The organism is Corynebacterium minutissimum (assembly GCF_000805675.1).
In the GTDB taxonomy this organism is placed as follows: Bacteria; Actinomycetota; Actinomycetes; order Mycobacteriales; family Mycobacteriaceae; genus Corynebacterium; species Corynebacterium minutissimum.
The window spans coordinates 205,889-227,173 of sequence record NZ_JSEF01000012.1; the positions used below are offsets into that span (position 1 = coordinate 205,889).

Consider the following 21,285-nt stretch of genomic DNA (forward strand, 5'->3'; position numbering starts at 1 on the left):
TATCAACCGAGTCATGGGTACTGAGACCGAGTACGGTATCGCCACACCATCGAACCCAGTGTTGTCTCCGATCGTGACCTCGACACATGCCGTCGTGGCCTATGCTGCGCTGCACACCGGGGCGCGTTCGCGCTGGGATTTCCGTGAGGAACACCCGCTGCGCGATAGCCGTGGGTTTGATCTCAAGCGCTATCACACCGTTCCCGTGGTGGATCCCAATGCAATCGGCGTCGCCAACGTGGTCACCGCCAATGGTGCCCGTTTCTATGTCGATCATGCCCACCCCGAGTACTCCTCGCCAGAATGCACAAACGCGTGGGATGCCATGCTGTACGACGCCGCCGGCGACCTCATCCTGCGCCGCGCAGCTGATGCCGTCAACGAACTCACAGCCCAGGGAACCTCGGTCCTCGCACACCACGAGCCGTGCCCGCCGTTGAAGTTCTACAAGAACAACGTCGACGGCAAAGGTGCGTCCTACGGCAGCCACGAGAACTACCAATACTCCCGTGGTGCCGATTTTAAGGACATTGCCCAGGGCCTGATTCCCTTCTTCGTAACCCGCCAGGTAGTGACGGGCGCCGGCCGCATGGGCCTAGGCCCCGATGGCGATGAACCCGGATTCCAGATTTCCCAGCGCGCGGATTATATCGAAACCGAGATTTCCCTCGAAACCACGCTTAACCGCGGCATCATCAATACCCGCGACGAGCCGCATGCGGTGGCAGAAGACTTTGGCCGCCTCCACGTCATCATTGGTGACGCCAACATGTCACAGACCTCGAATCTCCTCAAGCTCGGCATGACCTCGCTTGTGCTCGATGCCATCGAGGACGGCGTCGACTTTAGTGACCTGCGCTTGGCAGATCCCGTGGCCGAGGTTCAGCGTGTCAGCCGCGACCTCACCTTGAGTCATGAGCTGGTGCTTCACGATGGCCGTCGCCTCACCGCCCTCGACATCCTCCGTGTCTACCGCGAGCGCGTCACTGCCACCTCAGCAGCAGACGAGAAGGTCCTCGCTGCCTGGGACGAGGTTGTGAGTCTTCTTGCAGACAACCCCTTGAAAGCGGCACACCTGCTGGATTGGGTAGCCAAGTACCGCCTTATCAAGGGCTACCTCGACCGTGGTGTCGCCCCTGAGGATCCCAAGCTCGCACTCATCGATCTTCAGTACACCGACATCGATCCCGCCAAGTCCCTTCACCACGCGCTCGTGCGCAAAGGACAGATGCGCACACTCGTTACCGAAGAGGAGCTTATCCACGCCGCCGAGAATCCACCGAGTGATACTCGCGCCTACCTGCGCGGGTGCGCCACCCAGAAGTTTGGTGAGGACGTCCTCGCCGCCTCCTGGCAATCGCTGACATTCCGCGTTGGCGAATCCAACGGCGCCGAGTCCGGCGCTGCCCATGTTCCCCTCGATGTGACTACGCGGCTGGGGAGGGAAGACGTCGGCACGCTGCTCGAATCCAGCGCGCATGCGAAAGAATTCGTGGAGGGACTACGCCAGCTGGGCGTGCCCATCGAGTACCCTACGTTGTATTAGAGCGCGCGTTTTAACCTGCGTCATCTCGTTTGCAGCTCACGAAAGGAGCCTTCACCATGAGTGGTAACCAATCGCAGATCAACGCCGGCGGCGGCAACAACTCCGGTGATAACGCCGAAGAGTTCGAGGCCGGTCAGGTCAGCATCAACACCGCTGGTACCGACGATCTCCTCGATGAGATCGATGGCTTGCTGGAGTCCAACGCCGAAGAGTTTGTGCGCTCCTACGTGCAAAAGGGCGGCGAATAAAGGTGGAGAACACCGCCAATACTGCGCCTGTATACGCTCGGCGCATCATGGGCATTGAAACAGAGTACGGTATCACCGCCTCCGCGGCTTCCGGGCAGCGGGCATTGTCCCCTGATGAGATTGCCCGCCTACTTTTTCGCCCCGTCGTGGCGGAATACTCTTCCTCGAATATCTTCGCTCCCAACGCATCGCGCTTGTACCTCGACGTGGGTTCCCACCCAGAAGTTGCTACAGCGGAGTGCGATAGCTTGAGCCAGCTCATCGCCTACGAGCGCGCCGGTGATGTGATGGTGGACCGCCTCGCTCGACAAGCAGAAGCAGCTCTCGCCGCTCAAGGCGAAGAACGCGCAGTCTACCTGTTCAAAAACAATGTGGATTCTGCTGGAAACTCCTACGGCTGCCATGAGAATTACCTCATAAGCCGCCACGTTGTGCTCAAGGACTTGGGCCAGGCACTGCTGCCATTCTTGATTACCCGCCAGCTCATCTGTGGCGCTGGAATGATCCAGAAGGCTAAGGGCGATGAGCCGGCGCGTTTTGTGCTGTCGCAACGCGCCGACCAGGTATGGGAAGGCGTGTCCTCGGCGACGACTCGATCAAGGCCAATCATTAATACGCGCGATGAGCCGCATGGCAATTCAAAGCTCTACCGGCGCATGCACGTCATCGTGGGTGACTCGAACATGGCGGAACCAACGATAGCGCTCAAGGTTGGCTCCGCGCTGCTCATGCTGGAGATGCTTGAGGCAGGCTTCGACGTACCGCAGTTTTCCGTGCAGGACCCTATCCACCACATTCGCGCAATTGCTCTCGAGCCCACGGGGAGCACGGCTCTGCCGCTTGCCGATGGCTCCACGGTCACCGCCTTAGAGGTCCAACAGGCCTTGTGCGATGCCGCCACGCGTTGGCTCGACCATCGCGACGATGCCGGTACCCCTACCGCAGAGATGGCACGCGTAGTTGACCTGTGGCAGCGTACGCTCGCGGCCATCGATACTCAGGATTTTTCCGGTATCGACCGTGAAATCGATTGGGTCATCAAGCGAAGCCTTCTGGAGCGCTACCGCACCCGTCTAGGAGGGGAGTGGAGCCACCCCAAGCTGGCCCAGATTGACCTGACCTACCACGATATTCGCCCCGGACGCGGGCTCTATAGCGTGCTGGAGCAGCGCGGGATGGTTAAGCGCTGGATTGATGATGCTGCCATCGCTGCTGCCGTTGAGGAGCCGCCTCAGACTACACGTGCCAAGCTGCGCGGTGAGTTCCTTGCCACCGCGCGTGAGCTCAATGCGGCCATCACTGTGGATTGGACACGGATGAAGGTCAACCGCCCAGAGCCGATGACGGAGGAGTTCTCCGAGCCCTTCGTGTCCGCGGACCCGCGCTTGGATGGATTGTTAGACTACATGCGTTCGCATCACAGCGTTTAGCACCATAGCGTGTAAACCACAGCCTTGAGCCTGAAGGAGCCTAGCACTATGCCGTCGTCCACTGACCGTGCAGCCACTCGGGCTCCTGCACGGGATATGGCTATTGAAAGGCTCACCAACCTCGCCTTCGCGTTGCACGGCGCCGCTCACCAGGGAGGTGTTCCAGACCGGAGTGCGTCTTGGATTCGCAGCCATGTCGAGGGCTACCAGGACAAAAGCGACGATGCCTTTAGCAAGCTGCTTTCCCGCGATATCCGTACACTGCAGCGCGCCGGTGTGCCGGTGGTGCATTCCAGTGGCGCTGAGGGGCCGCTTTACCGGCTCAACCCGGAGGACTACCAGCTACCGCCGGTCGATTTCACTCCCGAGGAAGCCATGGTTCTTGGCGTGGCCGGAGGTATTGGCACTCCCGGTGGCTTAAGCGACTTCAGTTTGTCTGCGTGGACCAAGATTGCTGCCTCGGGTGCTTCGCGTGATCTTTCTGGAGCGCCCGTATATACGGCCGTCAATGACATGACTAAGCTCAGCCCGGAGCTGGTCAAGGCTGTCCTCACTGCGGTCCGCGCTGGCGTGCGTATCTCCTTTGATTACTACGCCACTCCGGCCTCCGAGCCGGTGCGCCGAGTCATGGATCCCTGGGGATTGGTCAATCACCGTGACCGTGTCTACCTCGTGGGCTGGGACGCTGACCGCGAGGCTCCGCGCACGTTTCGCGCTACGCGTATCGATGATGTGCGCCGTTCCCGCCAAGAGGCCACGCATCTCGAGCAGAGTGCACCACTGCAAGACCTCGTCGTCGCAGCCCTACAGCGAGGTGAGACCGTCACGGCAGTGCTCGAGGTACCTCAAGGCCAGGCCGCGGAATTAGTGGATGCGGGGACGCGGCGCTCAGATGGGCATGTCGAGCTTTACGACGTCGACCGTGATTGGCTCGTCCGCACCGCCGCAGGATATGCGCCGGACGTGGTTGTCCTCGAACCCGAGGGCGTCCGCTTCGACATCCTGGCCTTGCTTCGCAGTGCCCGCGAGGAGGAAGCCCATGGCTGATCAGTCTCGCAAGCTGCAGGCGCTTGTGCGCTCCCTCAACCTCATCCCGTACCTGCGTAGCCATCCGGGACTGAGCCCTATGGAAGCTGCAGAAGACCTCGGTATGACGCCCGTGGAGCTTAAAGATGCCATCGATAGGCTCTTTCGCTCCGGTGTGGGGCGCAATACTGAAGACCTCATTGATTTGAGCTTCAGCTATCGCGATGGCATTGAAATCTACAATGACCAAGGGTTGACCCAAGCGTTGCGCCTTACGCCGACGGAGGCCGGCGCGCTGCTGCTCACCCTCGAATCCTTGGAAGCAATGCCGGGGCTTGTCGACGTCTCCGCGGTCCATTCCGCCGCCTCCAAACTGCGCGCCATCATGGACGACAAGACCGCGGCTATCTACGATTCCCTAGCCACCAGCGACCCCGAGGAATCCGCGGTGCAGGCGGCGCTTGCGAGAGCCGTCGACAAGCGCCAGCAGGTGCGTTTTACCTACTGGAGCATGTCCTCTAATCGAACCACGGAACGCACCGTTCACCCAGCGCGCATCTTCATCGTGGATGGTGAACCCTATCTAGCGGCGTGGGATGACTCAGCAGGGGAGCACCGCACGTTCCGCCTTGACCGCATGCACAATGTTGAGGTCCTCGATACTGCCGCGACCCCTCACGTGAGGGAGTTGGACTTTAACCCCGATTCTCCCTTTGGTCTAGATCACACTCTCACCGCGCAGATTGAGATTCACCAAGAGTTCACCTGGCTAGCCGAGCACTATGACATCACTCTTGGCGAAGAGTTAGGAAATGGCCTCATAGCTGCAACGATGCCGGTCGGATCGGAAGACTGGTTTAGCCGTTTTGCCCTCGGTCAGGGTGATAGATTGCGTGTTGTGGGGCCTGAGAAACTGGTTGAGACGATTTCGCAGCATAGAAAACGCGCCGTGGAGCGTTATACTCAACACCCAGATTAAGAGCTCTCTGCGTGCGCCCGTTGTATGGTGAAGTCTTCCTTTACAGCGCGCACCACCAACTACGAAAGAAGGGGCATCCCCATGACCGTGGGACCTTTGGAAATCGGCCTTGTCGTCCTCGTTATTGTGCTGCTGTTTGGTGCTAGGAAACTCCCAGAGCTGGCCCGTTCTCTCGGCCGCTCCATGCGCATTTTCAAGTCCGAGGTCAAAGAGATGAAGGACGAGAACAACACCACTAACGAGCAGGGCCAGATCGCTGCATCGAAGAAGAACGACGAGGACTTCTGGAATAGCCCGGAGATGCAGCCGCGCTCCACCAAGCCGGTCGACGGCACGCAGAACTAGAACGCACAGAACTAGAACGCACAGAACTAGACGCGGCCCACCCACCACTAACAACAACTTTCTGCCTGAGAGGGGAGGACGTGTGCCTTGAGCGATAGGAGCACACCACCAACTACGACGACAACGTCTCGCAGGCAGAAGTGGACCTCAAAGCTTCGGCGCAAGCCTAAGAACCCTACCGGGGAGATGACCCTGGTTCAGCACCTGCAAGAACTACGCAGGCGTATTGTCATCTCTCTGCTCGCGCTCGTTGTGGGCACCATTGTGGGGTTTATTTGGTACCAAAACGCCCCGTTTAACATCGCTCCCCTCGGCGAAATCCTTCGTGGACCATACTGTTCACTGCCTGAGGAAAGCCGTGTATCCTTCACTGCCGACGGCGAATGCCGCCTTTTGGCCACCAGTCCCTTTGAGATGCTCCTGCTGCGCCTCAAAGTAGGTGCACTTGCCGGTGCAGTGCTGTCTTCACCTGTGTGGTTGTACCAAATCTGGGCCTTCATCGTCCCCGGCCTGCACAAGAACGAACGCCGCTTCACCTTCTTCTTTGTCTTCTCGGCAGTCGTATTGTTCGTCCTTGGCGCTGTGCTGGCCTACTTTATCCTCTCCGTCGGCCTAGAGTTCCTCATGGGCATGGGTGAGGAATTCCAGACCGCAGCCCTGACGGGTGAGCGGTACTTCTACTTCCTGCTAGCGCTGCTCATGATTTTCGGCGTGAGCTTCGAAATCCCGCTGCTCATCGTGTGCCTCAATATGGTCGGTGTCTTGGAGTACCAGCATGTCAAGGACAAACGCCGCATCATCATCGTCGTGATTATGATTTTCGCCGCAGTAGTCACTCCAGGTCAAGAGCCTTTCTCCATGTTGGTCTTGGCGTTGGCACTGGTCTTGCTCGTAGAGATCGCTTTCCAGTTCTGCCGAATCAACGACAAGCGCCGAAACCGTACGCGCCCCGAGTGGATGGACCTTGACGATGAGACAGCCTCTCCACTGGGCGAGGGACCAGGCGGCATTGAGGCACCGACTCCCGTTGAAGCCCCGACGAGTGTCTCGGCGTCTCCATCCCCCTCTAAGGCCTCACCGCAGAGCTCCCAGCCAAGTACACAGCCGCCCCAGGGTGGGTTCTTCGACGACGTACTCTAGACCTGCCGTTTCCAACCTCTAATTGAGACAGGCGACTCACTGCGCCGAAGGTGCGCTGGGCAGGTACCCTGGGTGCTTATGACACTGACGCATCTGGATGAGTTTACCCGCGCCCTGCCGTACTCCCTGGATGACTTCCAGGTCGAAGGTTGCCAGGCCGTCGAGGACGGTCATGGTGTCTTGGTCTGTGCGCCAACTGGCGCAGGTAAGACCATCGTGGGTGAATTTGCCGTATCACTAGCGTTGAGCCAGGGCACACGTTGTTTCTACACCACACCGATTAAGGCCCTCAGCAATCAGAAGTATCACGATCTCGTCGAAGCGCATGGCGAAGACGCCGTCGGCCTGCTCACTGGTGACGTTTCCATCAACTCCTCCGCGGACATCTTGGTGATGACGACTGAGGTCCTGCGCAACATGATCTATGCCGGCTCTGGTGCGCTCGACCGGCTGACTCACGTGGTCATGGATGAAATCCATTTCCTTGCAGACGCCTCCCGTGGAGCCGTGTGGGAAGAGGTCATCCTCAACCTAGATGAACATGTTTCCATCATTGGTCTTTCCGCAACCGTTTCCAACTCAGAAGAATTTGGTCGATGGCTCAGCACCGTGCGTGGAGATACGACCGTCATCGTCTCAGAGAAGCGCCCAGTCCCGCTGGATCAATGGATGATGGTGGGGCGTAAGATTTACCCGCTCTTCGAGCCGGATTCCGGCGGACAGGTCAACACCGAATTGGCGCGCCGCATTGAGCGGCTGGAGTCGGGGGAGCGCACGTCCGATCACGGCAACGAACGCTACGAGTACAAACGTGCCAGCTTCCGCTCTCGTGCCCGCCACAAAGGTGGTGACAGGCGCAGCGGAGCGCCCCGCGCCCAGGACCGCTACCGCCCACTCGGCCGTCCAGAGGTGCTCAAAGAGCTGCAGTCCATGAACATGCTGCCGGCAATTACTTTTATCTTCTCCCGGGCTGGCTGCGATGGCGCTCTCTACCAGTGCTTGCGCTCCCGCATGGTTCTGACCGCTCCGGAGGAAGCAACCGAAATCAAGGCCATCGTGGACCGCGGAGTGGAAGGAATCCCGGAAGAAGACTTGCAGGTTTTGGACTTCAAGCGTTGGCGCGAAGCGCTATCCCGTGGGTTCGCCGCCCATCATGCCGGTATGCTGCCGGCGTTCCGGCACATCGTGGAGGAGCTTTTCGTCAAGGGTTTGGTCAGGGCTGTTTTTGCCACTGAGACCTTGGCCCTTGGCATTAATATGCCTGCGCGCACGGTGGTGCTGGAGAAACTCATCAAATTCAACGGTGAGGCTCACGTCGACCTCACCCCGGGACAGTACACGCAGCTCACCGGACGCGCGGGACGCCGTGGCATCGATACGCAGGGCAATGCCGTTGTCCAGTGGGCGCCAGCTATGGACCCTCAAGCCGTCGCCGGGCTTGCCTCAACACGTACCTACCCGCTCATTTCCACCTTTGAACCGGGCTACAACATGGCGATTAACTTGCTCGGCATGCTCGGCTTTGACGAGTCTCTCCGTTTGCTGGAGAAGTCCTTCGCTCAGTTCCAAGCAGACGGTTCCGTGGTGGAAGAAACCCGTGAGATTGAACGTGCGGAACACCGCGTGCGCGAACTTAGAGCGCAACTTGAGGACGCCATCTCCCACCTAGCACCACCTACAAAAGACGGTGATGATGCCGCCGAGGTCCTCATGGACTATATGCGTCTGCGCCGTGCGCTGTCTGAGGAAGAGAAGGCCGCCCAAGCCAATAAGAAACACGAGCGCCGCAAGGAAGTCGCCGCTGTCCTTGCACGCCTCCAGGTAGGTGACGTCATCGCCATCGCTACACGCAAGCGCCCCACCTTGGCAGTCGTTATTACTCCAGCTAATCAAACCGCTGATCCCCGCCCGTGGGTCACCACCGAAACAGGATGGTCCGGGCGCATCGACGCCGAAGGTATTGAGAACCCACCCATCACCGTGGGCCACATGAAGCTGCCACGCGGAGTGCAGAAGAATCCGCGCCGCAACAACAAATATGTTCAGGATGCCTTCAAGCGGGACTTCTACAAGCGGCCGAAAAAGATGCGTACGGAACCACGACACCGTCCCAATAAAAAGGTGGGAGAGCTACGCGATGCGATTCGCCAACACCCAGTCCACCATTGGCCGGCTACTGACCGCGAACAGCTAGCCGGTGTAGCCCAGAAGCTGGCTCGTCGCGAGCGGGACTTGGAAAAGCTCGAAACTACGGTGGAACGTGCCACGGATACCTTGGGCCGCACCTTCGAGCGCATCGTCGACCTCCTCGCTGAGATGGATTATGTCGAGTTTGAGGGCTACGGTGATGACCGCGAGCCCGTCATCACCGACGAAGGTGAGCGCTTGGCCAAGATTCATTCCGAATCGGACCTCCTCGTAGCGCAATGTCTCAAGAGAGGTATCTGGAACGAGCTAGACCCAGCAGAACTAGCTGGTGTGGCTTCCCTTTGTGTCTTTGAAAACCGCAAGGCCACACGCGGTGAGGCGAGCGCAGCTACCGATCCCATGGCGGACGCCATGGAGGCTACGTGGCGGATTTATACCGAACTTGTTGCTGATGAAAAGCGGCATAACCTGCCCCAAACTCGTGAGCCGGAACCTGCTTTTGCGCTCGCCATTCACCAGTGGACCGCAGGTGCACCGTTGGCCTACTGCATGGCCGCCGCCAACGAAGCGGGCGCTGAGCTTACCCCGGGTGACTTCGTGCGGTGGTGCCGCCAGGTGGTGGACCTGCTCCAACAAATAGCCAAGACCGGCTACGAGGACGAAATTCGCCGCAATGCCCGGCGCGCCATAGACGCTATTCAGCGAGGAGTGGTGGCTATCGGCGCTTAAGGTCCGCGGCCGCCGCGATGAGTGCTCGGCGGTGGGGCGCAACCAGCGCCAAGGTAGCGATGCGAAGGTTCTTGCCCAAAGGATTGAGGATGAGAGCTTGGGTACCTACGACCTCGTCATTGAGGAATGCTGGGCCACCTGAATCACCTTTCACAGCCGGAAGTGTGTTAAACACCATGCCGGCGGGCGAGACCGTCGTGCGAAAGTCCACCGACCAAACGCGGAAGAAGGGCATAAGAAAGAGTCCTTGACGCAGCTGTGCGCGACGCGCCTTGCCCCCGAATCCCCACGTAGAAATCGGATCACGGAACGATGGGGTCTGTGCAGCAATTCCGGGCACGTCGCGAGCAGGAGCTGGAGAATCGAGCGCACACAGTGCCATATCGGTGCCGTCGATGGTGCGCACGGCTTTAATTCGCCGGCTAAAACCACCACTGACTTTGTACTGGTCGCTCTCTTCGAGGCCGTCACGGAAGAAGTGCGCGCAGGTCAGGACCAGTTCAGCGCGGTGCTGAGTTCGTGGCTCAAGTGAGGAGTCCACTAATACACCCGAGCAGTACCCGTTGCGGGTGCGGATTTTCACGACAGCAGGATGAGCTTTCACGTGCTCTAGCCTATCGAGGAAGCGCACAGTTCGGCACTCGGTACGGCCCAGCATGACGGGTAAGCTGACGGGCATGACTGATTACGCTTCCCGTCTTTCGCGCGCGCGTGAGGCAGTGGCCGCACACGGCATTGACGTGGCTCTCTTGGGCACTGGCGCTGAATTCGCTTATCTGACTGGCTCCTGGGTGTCTTCCCATGAACGGCTTACTTGCTTAGTGCTGCGCCCCGATGCTGAGCCGGAAATCGTGGCTCCGAGCACCGATATTGAGTCCCTTAAGTGCGTCGACGCCGAGCTTCGCGGGTGGAAAGACGGTGAGGATCCGTATGCGCTGGCCTTGGAAGGGCTTAGCCCGCACCATGTAGCGTTAGGTTCGACGCTAACGGCCGATCACGTGCTGCGCTTCCAAGCTCTGCTCGACGGAGCATCCTATGTCTTAGCCACGGACGCCCTCTCTGAGCTCTTTACTCGCAAAGATGCCGATGAGATTGATCAGCTCCGCACGGCGGCGCACGCAATCGATGCGGTCCACATCGAGGTGCCTCGTCTCCTGCAGCCAGGCCGCACAGAGGCAGAGGTAGCAGAGGACCTCCGTCAGCTCATACTGCGCGAACACAGCGCGGTTGACTTCATCATCGTCGGTTCCGGTGCCAACGGTGCGAACCCGCACTACGATTATGGTGACCGCGTGCTGTCTGCCGGCGATCCCGTTGTGGTGGACATTGGTGGCACGCTGCCTTCGGGGTACCATTCCGATTGCACGAGGACGTATGTCGTCGGTGGTGATGTCGCTGCAGCACCGGCCGATTTCGGTGAGGCTTATGCAGTGCTGGAGAAGGCGCAGGCGGCGGGACGTGCAGCGGCACGCCCCGGCGTAAGTGCACAAGAAATTGACCGTGTAACCCGCCAGATCATTGAGGAAGCCGGCTGGGGTGAGCATTTCACGCACCGCACGGGCCACGGCATTGGGCTGTCTACTCACGAGGAGCCTTTTATCATGGAAGGCAATGGGCTGGAGCTCACTGAGTCCATGGCGTTTTCCATCGAGCCAGGCATCTATGTTCCAGGTAAATGGGGAATGCGCCTAGAGGACATTGTGGTGACCACTGCGGAAGGCCACGAATCTCTCAACCAGGCACCCCGGGAGCTGCGCTAATGGGTGCTCTGTTGATTCTTGGCGGGCGCAGCGACATTGGCGGAGAGCTCGCTCGTCGGTTGTGCCATGACCGCCCGGTCGTCCTGGCAGCACGGGGCGAGCACGGCATGGAGGAGTTACACAAGGAGCTATCCGATGCAGGAGCCACCGCCGTCCATACCCTGTCCTTTGATGCCACTGAAGTTGAGAGTCATCGAGACGTCGTCGAGCGCGCGGCACAGCTAGCGGGCGAATCCATCACCACGGCCGTGGTTGCCTTCGGCATCTTGGGGGATCAAGAACGTGCCGAACACGACGAGGCCCATGCCTTCGACATCGCGCTGGTGGACTATGCGGCGCAGGTATCCATGCTCACCGTGTTGGCCGATGTCATGCGCTCTGGCCATATCGTCGCTTTCTCGTCGATTGCGGGGTGGCGGGCGCGCCGTGCCAACTATGTCTATGGCTCGACCAAAGCTGGGCTGGATGCTTTCTGCCAGGGCCTAGCGGACCGACTGCACGGCACGGACTTGGCACTCATAACCGCACGTCCTGGTTTTGTTATCGGCTCCATGACAACTGGTATGAAGCCGGCGCCGTTGTCGGTGACGCCAGACGTCGTCGCGGAAGCCGTCGCGCGGGCTATTGAATCCGGTTCAGGCTCGCGCACGCTATGGATTCCACGCGCGCTTCAGCTCTTGGCCTGGATTATGAAGCTCGTGCCGCGCCCCATCTGGCGACACATGCCGCGTTAATCCTGCAGATAGGGGGATTGCGCGTCGAAAATAAAGCCGCGTGGAGCAAGGACGCGCAGGACGACGTCCGCATCACCATCCGCAAGGTCATGGAGCACCAAGCCCCGCCACGGTGTCACCGTAATAGGTACATCTAGCTGTGCTATCAGCCCCGCGTACTCGCCCGGCAGAACGCCCTTGTGCAAACCTGCGCCCAAATCGACGCGGCCCTCAGCAGTGTGCTCAGTAAGCCAACCGATGGGCGCCTGTGCCGATGCTGCGGGACCACGATCCGAGTGGGCTCCTTCAGCTTCGGCGGAGGACGTAGCTTCGCTCGCAACGGCGTCGCTCGTGACCGCCGTAAGAACGGAATCGATGAGGGCGGGGAGGGCGTCGTCAAGCGCCAGCGCCTCATCGGACACACGACCATCCTGGATAAGGCGCACCGACGTGGTATTTGCCGGGTTCTGCAGCTGTAGGCCTAGCGACACTCCGTGCGCCACAATGTCACCGTGGCCGCCGTCGATGCCCACGACGGTGTGCACCAAGCGCGTGTAAACAGCCTCGTGCTCCGGCACCGCCGCAGCGAGCTCCTCAGCCACGCGCACAGCCAAGGTACGAGCATGCAGAGACAGCGGAGAGGCCACGACGTGCGGGGCGCTGTGGGGCAGTGACACACTGCTCATATCGGCTTCGTCGTCCACTCCACGCAGGGTAACCACGCTGTGCTCATCGAGGTAGACGTAACCATCAGCGTGTTCGCGCGCGGCCTGGCCCAGCGCCAGCCACTGCTCAGGTGTCACCACGCCGCCAGCGGGATAGAAGTGCAAGGTATGAGACATGATGACTCAGTCTAATTGCCCAGGGAGGGGTAACAGCGAACGGGCAGGTAAACCAAGTAGGGTAGGCGGCATGCCCTTTGTTCTGTTCATCGCGTACATCCTTCTGGAAACCCTCGCCTTCTGGGCCGTCGCGAATTGGATCGGCGTTCTGTGGGCCCTGCTTGCTTTAGGGCTTACCATGCTCTTCGGCATGACTATCGCCAGCTGGGAGGTGCGCCGCATGATGTCTGCCCGCATCCGCCAGACCGGGGACGGCATGTATGTCATGGAAGACCCCACGCCAGGTAAAACCGCAGGAAATGTGGGTTTGACCATGGTAGGCGGCATGCTGCTCTCTGCGCCGGGTTTTGTGTCCACGATATTGGGTGCGCTGCTGATCTTTGCACCGACGCGTTCTATTATCCGAACGCTCTTGGCCGCATCCATGTTTAAGAAGATTGAGAACCTCGGTGTGCGTGTGTATGAGGCCTCACCAATGGCCCAGCACCGCGATTCCTATGGTTCTTTTGGATCTATGGGACCATCGGGGACGACGGATCCGAACAACCTTAACCACGAGGTCATTGATGAAGACGAGCTGCGGGAGTGGACCCAGCACGTCAAGCCTGAGGACTTCGGGGACGGCAAGAAGTAGTGGTAGAGGTACTCGCGCGCCTAATACTGGCCGCTGTCTCCGGCGGTATCACGTTTCTTGCCGTCGAACCACGCGGCTGGTGGGCTGCTGGCATCATTGGCATTGCGCTGCTCGTGGCAGCGTTGTCGCCGTGGCGGAGTGATGTGTCGAAGCTTCAGCCGACGCTTGCGTGGGCTGCCCTCATCGCCGCGGTGCACAGTGCGGTGCTGTACCTGTTCACACTGCCGTGGATTGGTGAGCTCGTCGGCAGTATGCCCTACATTGCGCTGGCGATCTTTTTGTCCCTCTACAGCATTCTGTTGGGCATCGGTGGGGCGGCCCTGTTGCGGTGGCGCCATGGCTTCGCGCTCTTTCCCTTCTTCTACGTCGCGGTGGAGTTGTTACGGTCCTCGGTGCCTTTCGGTGGGTTCTCGTGGGTGCGTCTGGCTTGGGGGCAGATTGAAGGTCCCCTGGCATACCTCGCGCCATGGGGCGGACCTGCGCTGATCTCCTTTGCCGTGGTGTGTGTCGCGGCGGGCCTGGTCGGTCTAGCCCGCGCACCGAAACTTGCCTGCGCGCTCATGGCGCTGCCGTTGCTCGCGGGTCTTCTCGCAGGCTTCGGCATCAATCGTCCCGGTAACACGACGGGCTCGGTAACGGCTGCGGCAGTCCAGGGCAACGTTCCACGCCTCGGCTTGGATTTTGCTGCCCAACGCCGCGCGGTGCTGGACAACCATGTCCGGGTTACCGAACAGGCTGCCCAGGATGGCGCGCACCCCGACATCGTCATCTGGCCAGAAAACGCCTCCGATATCAATCCCTTCACCAACCAAGACGCGCGGGCGCTTATCGACGCCTCCGCTCACGACATCGATGCCCCTATCCTCGTCGGTACCTTGACCACTGATGAGGTGGGAGCACGCAATACGATGCAGGTTTTCAATCCCGATGGCACGGTAGGAGAGCACCACCACAAGAAGTATTTGCAGCCTTTCGGTGAAACAATGCCGATGCGGGACTTCTTTGCCAAGATCACCGATCTGGTGGACCTTGCCGGGGATATGAAACCAGGAGATGGCCCAGGCGTGGTCACCATGGCTGGCACGACTGTGGGCGTTGCTACCTGCTACGAGGTGAGCTTTGATCAAGCCTTCCGCACAGCGATTAACAACGGGGCGCAGATACTTACCACGCCCACGAATAACGCGACGTTTAGTGACTCGGACATGACTTACCAACAGCTCGCTATGAGCAGGCTTCGGGCATTGGAGACTGACCGTGCGGTCATCGTCGCCGCCACCTCGGGGGTCTCCGCCATTGTGCATCCGGATGGCAGTGTCAGCCAGGCGAGCGGAATCTTTGAACCGGCTTATCTTGAGGAAGAGCTTCCCTTAAGAGAAGGCCGGACTTTTGCGGTGCGTTATGGTTCGATCCTGCAATGGCTCATGGTTATCATTGGAACGGTCTGCGCGCTGCTGGCGGTCTATTCCACCCGCGTGTCACGCGGCAGCGCGCCTAGAAAAGAAGTCTTAAGGAGCAAAGAACTAGTGAGCTCGACCCGCGAATCCACCCTGGTCATTATCCCTACCTACAACGAGATTGAGAACCTGCCACTTATCACCGGCCGCGTGCGCGAGGCCACCCCGGAGGTTCACATTCTCATCGTGGACGATAACTCCCCGGACGGCACCGGTGAAGCAGCCGACAAGCTGGCTGCAGAGGACGCTAACCTGCACGTCCTGCACCGCGAAGGCAAGGGCGGCCTCTTGGGTGCCTACATTGCTGGCTTCGAGTGGGGCTTGGAAAAAGACTACCAGGTGCTGTGCGAAATGGACGCGGACGGCTCTCACGCCCCGGAGCAGCTGCACCTGCTGCTCGAAGAGATCGACAAGGGCGCAGATCTCGTTATCGGCTCGCGCTATGTTCCGGGTGGTGAAACCGTGAACTGGCCGGCCAACCGCGAGCTGCTCTCACGCCTAGGCAATAGGTACATTTCTGTCGCCCTTGGCGCAGGTATTAACGATATGACCGCCGGTTACCGTGCGTTCCGCCGTGAACTGCTTGAGCATCTCGACTTCGACAGCTTGTCCAAGGCTGGCTACATCTTCCAGGTGGACGTGGCCTTCCGCGCAATCAAGGATGGCTTTGATGTTCGCGAGGTCCCGATTACCTTTACCGAGCGTGAGCTGGGCGAGTCCAAGCTGGACGGCTCATTTGTTAAGGATTCTCTCCTCGAGGTCACCAAGTGGGGAATCGCGCACCGCTCGGAACAGGTCAGCGATTTCAGCGGTGAAGTATCCAAGCTTGCCAGCCGCACCGTGGACGATCTAGAGCTCGGTGCCAAGGCTACCAAGGCAAAGAACGCAATCAGCGATTTCGTAAACGATGTAACCCACTTGGTTTCCAACACGTTGAAGCGCTAAACACCGGTTTGCCTCCCGCCCTTAATGCCCGTAAGCAGAAAATTGCTTGCGGGCTTTTGTGGTAATGACCAGGTGCAGTGCTAATGTCGTAAGTAGCACTTTTCACCGTGCAACGTGATTCACTTCACGTCATTCTCACACTAAGGATCGTTCGGCACGTACCTGCCGATGGAGGAGACACTGCAATGGCAACCGTATCGTTCAAAGACGCTACTCTGACCTATCCTGGCGCCTCAGAGCCCACCGTAAAGAAGTTCAATTTGGACATTGCCGATGGCGAATTTCTCGTTCTCGTCGGCCCGTCCGGATGTGGTAAATCCACCACGCTGCGCATGTTGGCAGGTCTGGAAAACGTCACAGATGGCGCCATCTACATCGGCGACAAGGACGTGACCAATGTTGCCCCGCGTGATCGTGACATTGCCATGGTTTTCCAGAACTACGCGCTCTATCCCCACATGACCGTGCGCGAGAACATGGGTTTCGCCCTCAAGATTGCTGGCAAGTCGCAGGACGAAATTAACCAGCGAGTCGATGAGGCAGCAGCAACCCTCGGCCTTACGGAGTATCTCGAGCGCAAGCCGAAGGCACTGTCGGGTGGTCAGCGCCAGCGCGTGGCCATGGGCCGTGCCATCGTTCGTAACCCGCAGGTCTTCCTCATGGATGAGCCCCTGTCGAACCTCGATGCCAAGCTCCGCGTCCAGACTCGTACCCAGATCGCCGCGCTACAGCGCAAGCTGGGAGTCACGACCGTCTACGTCACCCATGACCAGACTGAGGCCTTGACCATGGGCGACCGCATCGCGGTGCTTAAGGACGGTTACCTCCAGCAAGTTGGTGCCCCGCGCGAGCTCTATGACCGCCCGGCCAATGTCTTTGTCGCCGGCTTTATTGGCTCCCCAGCCATGAACCTCGGTACCTTCACGGTGAAGGATGGGGTGGCAACCTCTGGCCAGGCGCGTATCGCGCTCTCTGAAGAAACCCTCGCCGCAATGACTCCGGAGGACAACAACCGGATTACCATCGGTTTCCGCCCAGAAGCCTTGGAGATCATCCCCGAAGGCGAGTCCACCGAGCACTCCATCCCGATTACCTTGGACTTCGTGGAGGAGCTTGGTTCCGATTCCTTCCTCTACGGCAAGCTCGTTGGCGATGGTGACCTTGGCTCCTCGGCCGAGGACGTTCCGGAGTCTGGTCAGATCGTCGTGCGCGCAGCTCCGAACACCGCGCCCGCTCCCGGCAGTGTGTTCCATGCCCGCATTGCTGAGGGCGGCCAACACAACTTCTCGGCATCGACCGGCGTCCGTCTGCCCTAAGACGTCTGCGAAAGAGGTGACCTGTCATGAAGGAGTCCATGAGCATCACCTCCTCGACGTATGCGTCAGCATTGCTGACGCTTCCCTGGGATACCCCTTTGGAGCACTGGCCCGATGAACTCATCGCCGCGCTGCCTAGGGGTATTTCTAGGCACATCGTTCGCTTTGTGGGTGTCGAGCGAGGCATCGTCGCGGTGAAGGAGATTGGTGTGCGCACTGCTCATCATGAGTACAAGATGCTTCGCGAACTCCAGCGCTTAGGGGCGCCTAGCGTCCGTCCGGTTGCGGTAATTACTGGCCGCCATCCTGCGGATGAGGACTATGGCGAGCTCACTGCTGCTTTGGTCACCGAGCACCTGGAATTCTCTCTGCCGTACCGTGAAATCTTTTCCCGACAACTGACAACCGTGGAGGCTGAGAAGCTCATCCGCGCCTTGTCCGTGTTGCTCGTGCGCATGCATCTGCTCAGCTTTTACTGGGGCGATGTGTCCCTGTCCAACACGCTTTTCCGGCGTGATGCCGAGACCTACTCGGCTTACCTCGTTGACGCTGAAACAGGGGAATTTCAGCCAAATCTGTCCGAGTCACGCAGGCTTTACGACCTCGACATTGCCCGCGTAAACATCATCGGCGAACTCATGGACCTACAAGCGGGTGACTGTTTAGACGCGGACATCGATGCTATCGCGCTCGGCAGCCTCGTCGAGTCCTCGTATCTCGAGCTCTGGGAGGAACTCACCGCGGAAGAATCTGTGGACGCGAACGAGTACTGGAAAGTCTCCGAGCGCATTGATCGCCTCAATCAGCTGGGGTTCGAAGTGGGCGAACTCAAGGTCACCAAGGACGATTCCAAGCACACCGTCCGTATCCGGCCCGTTGTGGTGGACCCAGGGCATTACCGCGCGCAGCTCCTCAGTCTCACAGGGTTGAGTGTGGAGGAACACCAGGCCCAGCGTCTCCTCAGCTCCATTCAGGCCTACCAAGCAGTAGAATGCAGTCCCCATGTCGGCCTTACCCAAGCCGCACACCGCTGGATGACTCATGAATACGAACCCACCATTGCCGCCATTCCGGATGACATGCTGGGCAAGCTTGAACCAGCCCAGGTGTTTCACGAGATTACGGATCACCGCTGGTTTCTTTCTCAAGATAGGGGAGAAGCCGTTTCTCTCCCAGAGGCTACCGAGTCGTATCTCGCTACCGTACTGCCATCTCGCCGCGATGAGGCACGGCTTTTACGAACGGTTTCACGCAGTTCCGACGCAGAGCTTTAGTCACAAGATCGGCGATTTGTTATAACCGCCCGCGCGCCCTAGTTAACGCTGTGAACCAACAGATCTACAAACTTCTGAGGCGCACTTCCTTGTTCTAGAACCCATATTTGAGTCCGTATGCCCCCATAAATGGGGCATTTACGGGCACTTGGCTATGCATATGGTCACAATCGGACGTATTCGTGCAATTTATTTTTGTTTATGTGGATTATCTCACTAAAGTAGGAGTCAGGCTAACTAGTTCATAACCGGATATATCCCGTTAGTTTCACAACTAGTAGGCGCCGGGCGCCTCTTCTTTACTGAGGACAATGGCCCGGAGATAACCACATACGCAGGGGTCAGCGATTACTGCACGCCCCTTTAACCCGCGTTTCATCAAGAAAGATGAGGAAACAATGAAGCGTCTCACTCGCATCGCGTCGGTCACCATGGCCTCCATGCTTGCCGCCGCCAGCCTCGTAGCTTGCTCCTCCAGTTCTGCAGACGACGAAGGCGATGTCTACTTCCTGAACTTCAAGCCTGAGCAGGATGCCGCATACCAAGAGATTGCTAAGGCCTATACCGAGGAAACCGGCGTGAAGGTCAAGGTCGTTACCGCCGCCTCCGGCTCCTATGAGCAGACGCTCAAGGCTGAGATTGGTAAGGACGAAGCCCCGACGCTCTTCCAAGTAAACGGCCCGGCAGGATTCATCACCTGGCAGGACTACATGGCTGACATGTCCGATACTGAGGTGGCAAAGCAGCTCACCGAGGATATTCCGCCACTCACCACCGAGGACGGCGAAGTACGCGGTGTTCCGTTTGCTGTAGAGGGATTCGGAATCATCTACAACGACGAGATCTTCGACAAGTACATCGCAACCTCTGGCGCAAAGATCAAGTCCACCGATGAAATCACCAGCTACAAGAAGCTCGAGGAAGTTGCCAAGGATATGCAGTCCAAGAAGGACGAGCTCGGCATTGACGGCGCCTTCGCTTCCACCTCCTTGACCTCTGGTGAAGACTGGCGCTGGCAGACTCACCTGGCTAACGCCCCAATTTGGCAGGAGTACCAGGACAAGAACGTCGAAGACACCAACGAAATTGATTTCTCCTACAACAAGGAGTTCAAGAACCTCTTCGACCTCTACCTGGACAATTCCACCGTGGAAAAGACTCTCGCTCCGTCCAAGACGGTGACCGACTCCATGGCTGAGTTTGCCCAAGGCAAGGCCGCCATGGTCCAGAACGGTAACTGGGCATGGTCCCAGATTTCTGAGACCTCTGGCAACGTGGTGAAGGAAGACAAGATTAAGTTCCTCCCGATGTACATGGGCCTTCCGGATGAGGAGAAGTTTGGCCTCAACGTTGGTACCGAGAACTACCTCGGCATCAACTCCGAGGCATCTGAAGCAGACCAGCAGGCCACGAAGGACTTCGTCGACTGGCTGTTTACTTCTGATGCAGGCAAGGAGCACGTGGTCAACGACCTAGGCTTCATCGCGCCATTCGAGTCCTACACCGAGGAAGACACTCCAAGCGATCCGCTGGCAAAGCAGGTGGCAGAGGCCATCGCAAACAAGGATCTCACCACGTATCCATGGAACTTCCAGTACTTCCCGTCCCAGCAGTTCAAGGATGACTTTGGCCAGGCTCTCTCGCAGTACGCCTCCGGCACCTTGAAGTGGGAGGATGTTGTTGCTCAGTTTAAGGACAATTGGGCCGCTGAAAAGGAAACCAACTGGGGTTAATTGATAACTCCTAGGGGCTACGGCCCCAGCCCGCTCCCTCTGTGGGGGCGTGTGCTACCCCTCTCAAGAGCAGTCAACGCAGGGGGAGGGGAAGCAGACGCTCTCACACACCGCGTGTGCGAGCCGCGCACGATTCACTCACACAGTTTTACTGAATTGAAGGTCTCACCACCATGCAAGCAACGCTGAAGAAGTACTTCCCAGTCTTTGTCTTGCCCACCTTGCTGGCATTCATGATTGCCTTCTTGGTCCCATTCATCGTGGGTTTCTTCCTGTCATTCACGAAGTTCACCACAATCACCAACGCCAAGTGGGTGGGCATTGACAACTACGTCAAAGCTTTCTCCGAACGCGAAGGTTTTATCTCAGCCTTCGGTTTCACCGTCCTCGTGGTCATCGTCTCGGTGATCACCGTTAATGTCTTCGCCTTCCTCTTGGCGTGGATGCTGACCCGCAAACTGCGAGGTACCAACTTCTTCCGCACAGTGTTCTTTATGCCTAATCTCATCGGTGGCATCGTGCTGGGTTACACCTGGCAGACGATGATCAATGCGGTCCTCGCCAACTATGCCACCACGATTTCGGCCGACTGGAAGTTCGGCTACGCCGGCCTCATCATGCTGCTCAACTGGCAGCTCATTGGCTACATGATGATTATCTACATCGCCGGCTTGCAGAACGTTCCACCAGAACTCATCGAAGCCGCTGAGCTTGATGGCGTTAACAAGTGGGAAATGCTCCGCCACGTGACCATCCCGATGGTCATGCCATCGATCACCATTTGTCTCTTCCTCACTCTGTCGAATTCCTTCAAACTCTTCGACCAGAACCTAGCACTGACCAACGGTGCGCCTGGCGGACAGACGGAAATGGTGGCGCTCAACATCGTCAACACGCTGTTCAACCGAATGAACGTCGAAGGCGTGGGACAGGCCAAGGCCGTCATCTTCGTCGTCGTTGTGGTCGTCATCGCGTACTTCCAGCTGCGCGCGACCCGCTCCAAGGAAATCGAGGCTTAAG

Annotated in this window: 18 protein-coding genes and 1 pseudogene; 17 read left to right on the forward strand and 2 right to left on the reverse strand. The window is 58.7% G+C overall.

The annotated features are described in order from the left end of the window. The first annotated feature begins 1 nt into the window (after position 1). The 8 genes from dop to NX84_RS07315 all read left to right on the forward strand — a co-directional run bounded on the left by dop (position 2) and on the right by NX84_RS07315 (position 9,591). The gene (gene dop / locus NX84_RS07280; protein ID WP_039675525.1) at positions 2–1,546 is read left to right on the forward strand and encodes a depupylase/deamidase Dop; all 1,545 of its coding nucleotides are present in this window, start codon (positions 2–4) and stop codon (positions 1,544–1,546) included. A 56-nt stretch (positions 1,547–1,602) separates the two neighbouring features. Beyond that, positions 1,603–1,794 (forward strand): ubiquitin-like protein Pup, encoded by a 192-nt coding sequence (locus NX84_RS07285; RefSeq protein WP_039675360.1) that lies wholly within the window; start codon positions 1,603–1,605, stop codon positions 1,792–1,794. Between the two features lie 47 nt (positions 1,795–1,841). Next, positions 1,842–3,224: a Pup--protein ligase gene (pafA, locus tag NX84_RS07290; RefSeq protein WP_052319711.1), complete on the forward strand. Its 1,383-nt coding sequence runs from the start codon at positions 1,842–1,844 to the stop codon at positions 3,222–3,224. A gap of 48 nt (positions 3,225–3,272) precedes the next feature. Beyond that, on the forward strand, positions 3,273–4,271 hold the full coding sequence (locus tag NX84_RS07295; RefSeq protein WP_039675364.1) for a helix-turn-helix transcriptional regulator: 999 nt from the start codon (positions 3,273–3,275) through the stop codon (positions 4,269–4,271). Next, positions 4,264–5,229 carry a helix-turn-helix transcriptional regulator gene (locus tag NX84_RS07300; RefSeq protein WP_039675367.1) on the forward strand — a complete coding sequence of 322 codons (966 nt, stop codon included), beginning with the start codon at positions 4,264–4,266 and terminating at the stop codon, positions 5,227–5,229. The genes NX84_RS07295 and NX84_RS07300 overlap by 8 nt, the downstream gene beginning before the upstream one ends. 81 nt (positions 5,230–5,310) lie before the next feature. Continuing rightward, positions 5,311–5,574 carry a Sec-independent protein translocase subunit TatA gene (gene tatA / locus NX84_RS07305; protein WP_039675369.1) on the forward strand — a complete coding sequence of 88 codons (264 nt, stop codon included), beginning with the start codon at positions 5,311–5,313 and terminating at the stop codon, positions 5,572–5,574. Positions 5,575–5,661: 87 nt separating this feature from the next. After that, complete coding sequence (tatC, locus tag NX84_RS07310; protein WP_428829327.1) at positions 5,662–6,714, forward strand: twin-arginine translocase subunit TatC; 1,053 nt, start codon at positions 5,662–5,664, stop codon at positions 6,712–6,714. Positions 6,715–6,792: 78 nt separating this feature from the next. After that, the gene (locus NX84_RS07315) at positions 6,793–9,591 is read left to right on the forward strand and encodes a DEAD/DEAH box helicase (RefSeq protein WP_039675374.1); all 2,799 of its coding nucleotides are present in this window, start codon (positions 6,793–6,795) and stop codon (positions 9,589–9,591) included. Here the strand turns inward: NX84_RS07315 and NX84_RS07320 are convergent. After that, positions 9,578–10,270, reverse strand: a complete 693-nt coding sequence (locus tag NX84_RS07320; protein WP_231913857.1) for a trypsin-like peptidase domain-containing protein — start codon at positions 10,268–10,270, stop codon at positions 9,578–9,580. The genes NX84_RS07315 and NX84_RS07320 overlap by 14 nt on opposite strands. On the opposite strand from NX84_RS07320, the gene NX84_RS07325 reads away from it, so the two are divergent. After that, the gene (locus NX84_RS07325) at positions 10,269–11,351 is read left to right on the forward strand and encodes a M24 family metallopeptidase (RefSeq protein ID WP_111689418.1); all 1,083 of its coding nucleotides are present in this window, start codon (positions 10,269–10,271) and stop codon (positions 11,349–11,351) included. The genes NX84_RS07320 and NX84_RS07325 overlap by 2 nt on opposite strands. Next, complete coding sequence (locus NX84_RS07330) at positions 11,351–12,085, forward strand: SDR family oxidoreductase (protein WP_039675378.1); 735 nt, start codon at positions 11,351–11,353, stop codon at positions 12,083–12,085. The genes NX84_RS07325 and NX84_RS07330 overlap by 1 nt, the downstream gene beginning before the upstream one ends. Here the strand turns inward: NX84_RS07330 and NX84_RS07335 are convergent. Continuing rightward, positions 12,082–12,906: a cobalamin biosynthesis protein gene (locus NX84_RS07335; protein ID WP_039675380.1), complete on the reverse strand. Its 825-nt coding sequence runs from the start codon at positions 12,904–12,906 to the stop codon at positions 12,082–12,084. The two genes, NX84_RS07330 and NX84_RS07335, sit on opposite strands and share 4 nt — an antisense overlap. A gap of 70 nt (positions 12,907–12,976) precedes the next feature. Here NX84_RS07335 and NX84_RS07340 point away from each other — a divergent pair, with 70 nt between their 5' ends. The 7 genes and pseudogenes from NX84_RS07340 (at position 12,977) to NX84_RS07365 (ending at position 21,284) form a co-directional block, all read left to right on the forward strand. Continuing rightward, positions 12,977–13,540, forward strand: coding sequence for an FxsA family protein (locus tag NX84_RS07340; RefSeq protein WP_039675382.1), 564 nt, complete (start codon positions 12,977–12,979; stop codon positions 13,538–13,540). Further along, a pseudogene (gene lnt / locus NX84_RS13300) lies at positions 13,540–14,871 on the forward strand (apolipoprotein N-acyltransferase); the annotation flags it as partial. The gene NX84_RS07340 and the pseudogene lnt, both read left to right, overlap by 1 nt. A 195-nt stretch (positions 14,872–15,066) precedes the next feature. Beyond that, positions 15,067–15,942, forward strand: a complete 876-nt coding sequence (locus NX84_RS13305) for a polyprenol monophosphomannose synthase (protein WP_082013931.1) — start codon at positions 15,067–15,069, stop codon at positions 15,940–15,942. 185 nt (positions 15,943–16,127) lie between these two features. Beyond that, positions 16,128–17,258, forward strand: a complete 1,131-nt coding sequence (locus NX84_RS07350) for an ABC transporter ATP-binding protein (protein WP_039675383.1) — start codon at positions 16,128–16,130, stop codon at positions 17,256–17,258. 26 nt (positions 17,259–17,284) lie between these two features. Continuing rightward, positions 17,285–18,532 (forward strand): DUF4032 domain-containing protein, encoded by a 1,248-nt coding sequence (locus NX84_RS07355; RefSeq protein WP_039675384.1) that lies wholly within the window; start codon positions 17,285–17,287, stop codon positions 18,530–18,532. 398 nt (positions 18,533–18,930) lie between these two features. Then, on the forward strand, positions 18,931–20,265 hold the full coding sequence (locus tag NX84_RS07360) for an ABC transporter substrate-binding protein (RefSeq protein WP_039675385.1): 1,335 nt from the start codon (positions 18,931–18,933) through the stop codon (positions 20,263–20,265). Between the two features lie 173 nt (positions 20,266–20,438). Then, on the forward strand, positions 20,439–21,284 hold the full coding sequence (locus tag NX84_RS07365) for a carbohydrate ABC transporter permease (RefSeq protein WP_039675386.1): 846 nt from the start codon (positions 20,439–20,441) through the stop codon (positions 21,282–21,284). The last annotated feature ends 1 nt before the right edge of the window (position 21,285 follow it).

What these genes read in the sequence shown, in the direction of transcription:
- NX84_RS07295 (WP_039675364.1), top strand. Translation starts at nt 3,273, where the DNA reads ATGCCGTCGTCCACTGACCGTGCAGCCACTCGGGCTCCTGCACGGGAT.
- NX84_RS07365 (WP_039675386.1), top strand. Translation starts at nt 20,439, where the DNA reads ATGCAAGCAACGCTGAAGAAGTACTTCCCAGTCTTTGTCTTGCCCACC.
- NX84_RS07360 (WP_039675385.1), top strand. Translation starts at nt 18,931, where the DNA reads ATGAAGCGTCTCACTCGCATCGCGTCGGTCACCATGGCCTCCATGCTT.
- NX84_RS07350 (WP_039675383.1), top strand. Translation starts at nt 16,128, where the DNA reads ATGGCAACCGTATCGTTCAAAGACGCTACTCTGACCTATCCTGGCGCC.
- NX84_RS07315 (WP_039675374.1), top strand. Translation starts at nt 6,793, where the DNA reads ATGACACTGACGCATCTGGATGAGTTTACCCGCGCCCTGCCGTACTCC.
- NX84_RS07325 (WP_111689418.1), top strand. Translation starts at nt 10,269, where the DNA reads ATGACTGATTACGCTTCCCGTCTTTCGCGCGCGCGTGAGGCAGTGGCC.
- NX84_RS07340 (WP_039675382.1), top strand. Translation starts at nt 12,977, where the DNA reads ATGCCCTTTGTTCTGTTCATCGCGTACATCCTTCTGGAAACCCTCGCC.
- NX84_RS07300 (WP_039675367.1), top strand. Translation starts at nt 4,264, where the DNA reads ATGGCTGATCAGTCTCGCAAGCTGCAGGCGCTTGTGCGCTCCCTCAAC.
- NX84_RS07335 (WP_039675380.1), bottom strand. Translation starts at nt 12,906, where the DNA reads ATGTCTCATACCTTGCACTTCTATCCCGCTGGCGGCGTGGTGACACCT.
- NX84_RS07330 (WP_039675378.1), top strand. Translation starts at nt 11,351, where the DNA reads ATGGGTGCTCTGTTGATTCTTGGCGGGCGCAGCGACATTGGCGGAGAG.
- NX84_RS07355 (WP_039675384.1), top strand. Translation starts at nt 17,285, where the DNA reads ATGAAGGAGTCCATGAGCATCACCTCCTCGACGTATGCGTCAGCATTG.
- NX84_RS07285 (WP_039675360.1), top strand. Translation starts at nt 1,603, where the DNA reads ATGAGTGGTAACCAATCGCAGATCAACGCCGGCGGCGGCAACAACTCC.
- pafA (WP_052319711.1), top strand. Translation starts at nt 1,842, where the DNA reads ATGGGCATTGAAACAGAGTACGGTATCACCGCCTCCGCGGCTTCCGGG.
- NX84_RS07320 (WP_231913857.1), bottom strand. Translation starts at nt 10,270, where the DNA reads ATGCCCGTCAGCTTACCCGTCATGCTGGGCCGTACCGAGTGCCGAACT.
- tatA (WP_039675369.1), top strand. Translation starts at nt 5,311, where the DNA reads ATGACCGTGGGACCTTTGGAAATCGGCCTTGTCGTCCTCGTTATTGTG.